This is a genomic window from Kitasatospora sp. NPDC059747 (genome assembly GCF_042732955.1).
Lineage (GTDB): Bacteria > Actinomycetota > Actinomycetes > Streptomycetales > Streptomycetaceae > Kitasatospora.
In genome coordinates, this window is sequence record NZ_JBHWGV010000022.1 from 79,921 (window position 1) to 85,443 (window position 5,523).

Genomic DNA, 5,523 nt, shown 5'->3' on the forward strand with positions numbered 1-5,523 from the left:
CCCGCGCGCGCCCTCGTCGTGGTTGGTGTCGCTCGGGCCCCCGCGGGGGGGGGCGCGCGGGGGCGGGCGCCCCCCCCCCCCCCCCCCCCCGCGCCCCGCCCGCCCCCCCCCCCCGCTTCGCTGTGGGAGGAAGGTTCGTGGACCGAGGTCAGGCCCGCGCGCGGGCGGGTACCTCCCGGGCGAGGACGAGCGCGGCGGCACCGAGAAGGCTCCCGGTGATCCGGCGCTGCCACGTGGCCCATGCCGGGCGGCTCTTGAGCAGGCCGGCGATCGACCCGGCCGCGAGCACGATCAGCCCGTTCACGGTGAGGCCCACCGCGATCTGTATGGCGCCGAGGGCGAACCCTTGGGTCGTGGTGTGGCCGCGAGCGGGATCGATGAACTGCGGGATGAGCGCGAGGTACAGGATGGCGACCTTCGGGTTGAGCAGGTTGGTGATCAGCCCCATCCGCAGCAGCCTCCAGTGCGAATCGCGCTGGAGGCCGCGTGGCTCGAACAACCCGCGGCCTCCCTTCCTGAGTGTCTGCCAGGCGAGGAAGGCGAGGTAGGCCGCGCCGGCGGCCTTGAAGCCGATGTACAGCCATGGGACGGCAACGAAGACCACTGCCAACCCCAGGTTGGCCAAAGTCATGTACACAAGGAAGCCAACCGCAGTCCCGACCAGCGAGACAAGCCCGGCCGCGCGGCCCTGGCTGACGCTCCGGGACACCAGGTACACCATGTTCGGGCCCGGCGTCAGCGCCATTCCCAGTTCGACCAGGGCCATTCCGCCGGCTGCCGCCGATGAGATCATCACACGCGCCACCCTGTCAGATGCGGCGCACCGGACGTCACCCGGCATCCGACCAGCGGTGCTCCAGGCGGTGGCGGCGCGCACCTTGGGCCGGGTCGAAACGCTGCATCCGGGGCAGTTCGGTCACAGCGGTGGGGGGGGGGGGGGCGCCCGGCGCGGCCGCCCCCACAGCCCGCCCTGGTGTTGTGTATTGTTTGTCGTGGGGGGGCGCGGGGGGGGGGGCGGGCGCGCCCTTGCTCAGCCGGACCGTCAGGTAGGCGACGCAGGCCCGGGGGGCGGCCGCGGCCGCGGGGGCCCCCCGGGGCCCCCCGGGGGATGCGGGTCGAGCGGCCCCCCCCGCCCGGGGGCCGGGGCCCCCCCGGGCCCCCCCGCAACAAATGCCCGGGAGGTTGCTTGTTCCTGGGCGTTCCGGCCGGGTGGCCGGGACGCCCAGGGGCACTCAACCGGTAGCGCCGTAGGAAGGAGGCCGGCTGGGCGGATGGAGTCTGGCTCGCTGTGGAATTTCGTCACCTTGACGTTAATCCGTCGGAACAGGGCTGCGCCGGGTGTGCGTCTGACATGCTGAAGGCCCATCGAGAGGGGCCGCAGTCATGCAATGGAAGATCCACGGGGAACGTCCGATCTATGAGAACCCATGGGTGAACCTGTGGCTGGCTGACGTCGAGCAGCCTGACGGCCACCGGTGGGAGCACCATGTGGTCAAGCTGCGGCATCTTGCCGTGGCCGCCATCGTGAACAGTGAGAAGCAGGTCCTCATGATGTGGCGACACCGCTTCATCACTGACACCTGGGCCTGGGAGCTCCCGATGGGGCTGATCGAACCTGATGAAACCGCTGCGGAGGCGGCGGCTCGCGAAGCGCTGGAGGAGACAGGCTGGAGGGCTGGCGAGGTCAAGCCGTTGATCTACGCCCAGCCAGCGAATGGGATCACCGACTCCGAGCACTTCGTCTTCCGGGCTGACGCCGTCGAGTACGTGGGGCCTCCGACCGAGCGCAACGAGTCCGACCGGATCGAGTGGATTCCCCTGTCGGAACTACGCGGGATGATCGACCGGCGCGAGATCGTCAGCAGCGGTTCACTGGTGGGCGTGCTGTACCTGCTGTTGGATGAGGCAGGACTCTGATCAGCCGGCCAGTTCGGCAATACGGCCGGCCAGTTCCACAGCAGCCGGGGTCCGGTGGTGAGGCCTGAGCAACTGGCGGAACTCCCGGAGGTGCGCGGCCACCCTGGGAGACTCCACGATGGCCGCGAGGTCGAGTGCCTGCCCGGCCGTGGCACAGGCCAACTCGACGCGGCGACATTGGAGTTGCGTCCGCGCCAGCCAAAAGGTGTGGAATGCCCGGCCTCGCAGATTCGTCGTCGGCTCGGTCCGGAGAGCTTCGGCGATGAGGGGTTCAGCCGCGGTCGCGTCTCCGAGTTGGCCGAGTGCGATGCCGGTGTCCACCGTGAGCTTGGTCTGGTCGAAGTACTGTACCCAGGCCGGATCGTCGTCGGTCGGGGCAATGCGTCCGAAGTGGTGCTGCGCCTCGCGGATCGCTTCGTGGGTGGCGCCTTGGTCGTGGGCGCTGGCGTGGCCGAAGGCCTCGCGCATGTGGAGCATGGCCATGAGCCTGGGTGTCCCCCTGTCGAGGCGTGCGCTGTCCTGGGCGGCCCGAGCGAGTGTGATGGCGTCCTCGGCCTTGTCCTGGTAGGTCGCCTGGAGGCTGAGGCATGCGAGCACGTTGGCGATGAACTGCCGGTCGTCGATCTCTCGTGCCAGTCGCAGTGACTCGGTGAAGTAGCCCCGAGCCGTACTGTGTTGACGGGCATCGAAGTACGTCCATCCTGTGAGGCGCGCGAGCTCGGCCGCGATGCCGTGGAGGCTGCGCTGGAAGTTGGGGTCCTCGGTGTCCCGGAGTATCCCCTTGACGTAGTTGAGCTGCCCGATCACGGCCGGACGGAGAGCCTCCCCTCCGTGCTCATCGTCGCGCCTCCAGTAGTCCTCGATCGACGCTTGGAGGGACCGCAGGACGGGTTGCGTGACCCTGGTGCCGGCCGCGATGGCAAGGGTGTCGTCCAGGTCGCTGGTCGTCCTCGCCAACACCGGCGAAGCCTGCTGCGCTGCCACGACGGGCCGACGCTGTGCGGGGACTGCTGGACGTTCCCAGTGTCGATCGGCGAGGCCGAGCATGCGCCCCGGGATTCGGAGGCCGTCCGCGATGCGCTCGATGATGTCCATGTTGGTGATCTTCGGTTTACCCTTCATGACCTCGCTCACCCTGCTGGGTGTCAGCTCACACGCTCTCGCGATGCGGGATGGATGGAATCCACCCCTGCGTTTGGCGAGTTGGAAGATCCGGGCGAAGTCTCTGGCCGCGCAGGCAGAGATCATTTCCGGGTCTACCAGCAGACGGCTTGGCAGCCCCGGTTGAGCTGCGGACTCGGTCACATCCGACACCCCCCACGCTCGGAAGATATTGCTGAGTGTCACATGGGGATAACTGGCCGCGAGTTTACCCACCTTGGGTACACGCACTGGCCTTTTTGTGACAGTGGCTGTCCCACGATCCTGATGTTCCCCGAGCACTCGGGGGGTGATGGACATGAAGAGTGGTCCGTACCGATGAGCCCGTTGGACACGGCGTCCTTCCCGGTCCCGCAGGAGTGGGATGTCGAGCCGGGTGCGGCTGCTGTGCCTCCGGCGCGGCGCCTGGTCGTGGCGATTGCCCGGCACTGGCAGGTTCCGATGTCGGAGGACGCGCTGCAGGACCTGGAACTGTGTGCGAGCGAGGTGATCGCGAATGCGCTGGAGCACACCAGAGCCCGGTGCAAAGTTACGGTCCGGTGGACCGGTGAGCGGATGCGGGTGGAGGTCGCGGACAGCAGCCTTCGCACGCCTGAGCCTGGGGCGCCTGAGGACATGGTGACTTCTGGCCGCGGCCTGCTCCTGGTCGAGGCTCTTGCGCACTCGTGGGGCTGGTACCCGGCCGGTTCGGGCAAGGTCGTGTGGTTCGAGTGCGCGGCTGGCCAACTGGTTACTGACGATCGGTGTTTGACCGTTCTTGTGCGCGCCGCTCAAGGACAGGCCCGCGAGTGCCTCGTCCGCTCGGCGTGACGCCCCAAAACTCCGCTCGGCCGTCGTCACTCCCGGACGGGCGGATGGGTGCCGGTCGCGCCGCTTCCGTGAGGCGCGGTCGGCATCCCCCCATGCACCACCTCGGAGAATCGATGGAAGGAGCATCGTCGTGAACAACTCTGAGCCGGAGAAGCCGAAGCCGGCCGAGCGGCCGCCCGGGCCCATGGTCCCGACCCACTGCGGCCTGTCGGCCTGAGCAAGCCCGGGAACCAGCAACGAGAGAAGGGGATCACCCGATGGGATGGGGAATCGGTAAGGGCGGGAGCTCCGGCGGCGGCAAGCACGGCGGGGACAAGGACTTCAGCAAGGACAAGCCGTCAAAGGACGGCTCACAGTCGACGCCGGAGCCGAAGCACAAGGGCGGCGAGAAGAAGTGATGCGCCCCGAGTGCGAGGAGCAGGCCGCCATGCGCGGCCTGCTCCGCTTCGTCGCCGATGACCTCGGGCGAGAGATCCCGGACGAGTGGGTCAGGGCGCTCGCGGCGGTCCCGCGTCACCTGTTCATCCCGGATCGGATCTGGGTCGGCGACGACAACGAGCCGCTGAGCCGGGCCGAGGACCCCGCCGGATGGCTGCGTGCGGCGTACGCGAACGCCCCGGTGGTCACGCAGGTGAATGACGGGGCCGACCCGGGGGACGGTGACGTGTGGCCGTCGTCGTCGGCGTCGATGCCCTCCGTTGTCGTCCGCATGCTCGAAGACCTCGATGTGCGTGCCGGTATGAACGTGCTGGAGGTCGGGAGCGGCACCGGCTGGAACGCCGGCCTGCTAGCGCACCGCCTTGGGGATGCCAACGTGACCACGCTCGAAGTAGACGCGCAGGTGACGGTGGCGGCCCGAACGGCGCTCGGCCGGGCTGGATTCCGTCCTGAGGTGGTCTGCGCGGACGGCAGCGACGGATGGCCCGCGGCTCAGCCCGTCGACCGGCTCATCTCCACCTGCGCCGTGAATCGGGTGCCAACCGCGTGGCTCGACCAGGTACGGGACGGCGGGATCATCCTCACGCCGTGGGAGAACCCGTGGATCGGCTGGGGAACGCTCCGGTTGACGGTGCACGAGGGCCGTGCCGAAGGCAGGTTCATGCCGTACGGCTCGTTCATGCTGATGCGCGGCCAGCGGTCCGATCTTCGGATCTTCCGTGACGTGGTGCGCGACGAGCACGTGCCGGACGAGTCGGTGACCGATCTTGACCCTTGGGCGGGGACCGGCCAGGACGCCGAAGCCCAGTTCGCCATCGGCTCCCGGCTCGGGGACGTGTGGCACGCCCGCCAGCACGACCCTGACGTCGACGGGGTCGCGGTCCGGCTGTGGCTGGCCACCACCGACGCGAGCTCCTGGGCGGCCGTGGACTGGGACGGGAACGAGGGCGCTCGGAGCTTCACCGTCTGGCAGCACGGTCCCCGGCGACTGTGGGATGAGACCGAGACCGCCCACCGATGGTGGCTCGACCACGGGCGGCCGGGCCCCGACCGCTTTGGTGTCACGGCGACCAAGGACGGACAGGCTGTCTGGCTCGACGAGCCGGACAATCCCGTGCGTACAAATGGCCTGTGAATTGGGCGCTCACCCTGGCCGGGTGTGCGCCGTCGCGCGCCCCGGGCTTGTGAAGTCCGGGG

At 69.1% G+C, this 5,523-nt stretch carries 6 protein-coding genes; 4 read left to right on the plus strand and 2 right to left on the minus strand.

Features of this window, described 5'->3' with window-relative positions; genetic code table 11:
- Window positions 1-148: 148 nt before the first annotated feature.
- The gene (locus ACFV4G_RS12690; RefSeq protein ID WP_380439450.1) at window positions 149-793 is read right to left on the minus strand and encodes a LysE family translocator; all 645 of its coding nucleotides are present in this window, start codon (window positions 791-793) and stop codon (window positions 149-151) included.
- A 590-nt stretch (window positions 794-1,383) separates the two neighbouring features.
- Between ACFV4G_RS12690 and ACFV4G_RS12695 the strand changes: the two genes are divergently transcribed.
- Window positions 1,384-1,917 carry an NUDIX domain-containing protein gene (locus tag ACFV4G_RS12695; RefSeq protein ID WP_380439409.1) on the plus strand — a complete coding sequence of 178 codons (534 nt, stop codon included), beginning with the start codon at window positions 1,384-1,386 and terminating at the stop codon, window positions 1,915-1,917.
- Here ACFV4G_RS12695 and ACFV4G_RS12700 read toward each other — a convergent pair whose 3' ends face one another.
- A complete protein-coding gene (locus tag ACFV4G_RS12700; protein WP_380439411.1) occupies window positions 1,918-3,222 on the minus strand; it encodes a hypothetical protein in 1,305 nt (434 codons plus the stop codon).
- Between the two features lie 174 nt (window positions 3,223-3,396).
- Between ACFV4G_RS12700 and ACFV4G_RS12705 the strand changes: the two genes are divergently transcribed.
- From ACFV4G_RS12705 to ACFV4G_RS12715, 3 genes are all read left to right on the plus strand, one after another.
- Complete coding sequence (locus ACFV4G_RS12705; protein ID WP_380439413.1) at window positions 3,397-3,888, plus strand: ATP-binding protein; 492 nt, start codon at window positions 3,397-3,399, stop codon at window positions 3,886-3,888.
- 257 nt (window positions 3,889-4,145) lie between these two features.
- Complete coding sequence (locus tag ACFV4G_RS12710; protein ID WP_380439415.1) at window positions 4,146-4,286, plus strand: hypothetical protein; 141 nt, start codon at window positions 4,146-4,148, stop codon at window positions 4,284-4,286.
- A 29-nt stretch (window positions 4,287-4,315) separates the two neighbouring features.
- Window positions 4,316-5,461 (plus strand): methyltransferase domain-containing protein, encoded by a 1,146-nt coding sequence (locus ACFV4G_RS12715; RefSeq protein WP_380439417.1) that lies wholly within the window; start codon window positions 4,316-4,318, stop codon window positions 5,459-5,461.
- Window positions 5,462-5,523: the final 62 nt, after the last annotated feature.

Excerpts from the sequence above, each read along its gene's own strand:
- ACFV4G_RS12715 (WP_380439417.1), top strand. The coding sequence starts at position 4,316 with ATGCGCGGCCTGCTCCGCTTCGTCGCCGATGACCTCGGGCGAGAGATC.
- ACFV4G_RS12710 (WP_380439415.1), top strand. The coding sequence starts at position 4,146 with ATGGGATGGGGAATCGGTAAGGGCGGGAGCTCCGGCGGCGGCAAGCAC.
- ACFV4G_RS12695 (WP_380439409.1), top strand. The coding sequence starts at position 1,384 with ATGCAATGGAAGATCCACGGGGAACGTCCGATCTATGAGAACCCATGG.
- ACFV4G_RS12690 (WP_380439450.1), bottom strand. The coding sequence starts at position 793 with ATGATCTCATCGGCGGCAGCCGGCGGAATGGCCCTGGTCGAACTGGGA.
- ACFV4G_RS12705 (WP_380439413.1), top strand. The coding sequence starts at position 3,397 with ATGAGCCCGTTGGACACGGCGTCCTTCCCGGTCCCGCAGGAGTGGGAT.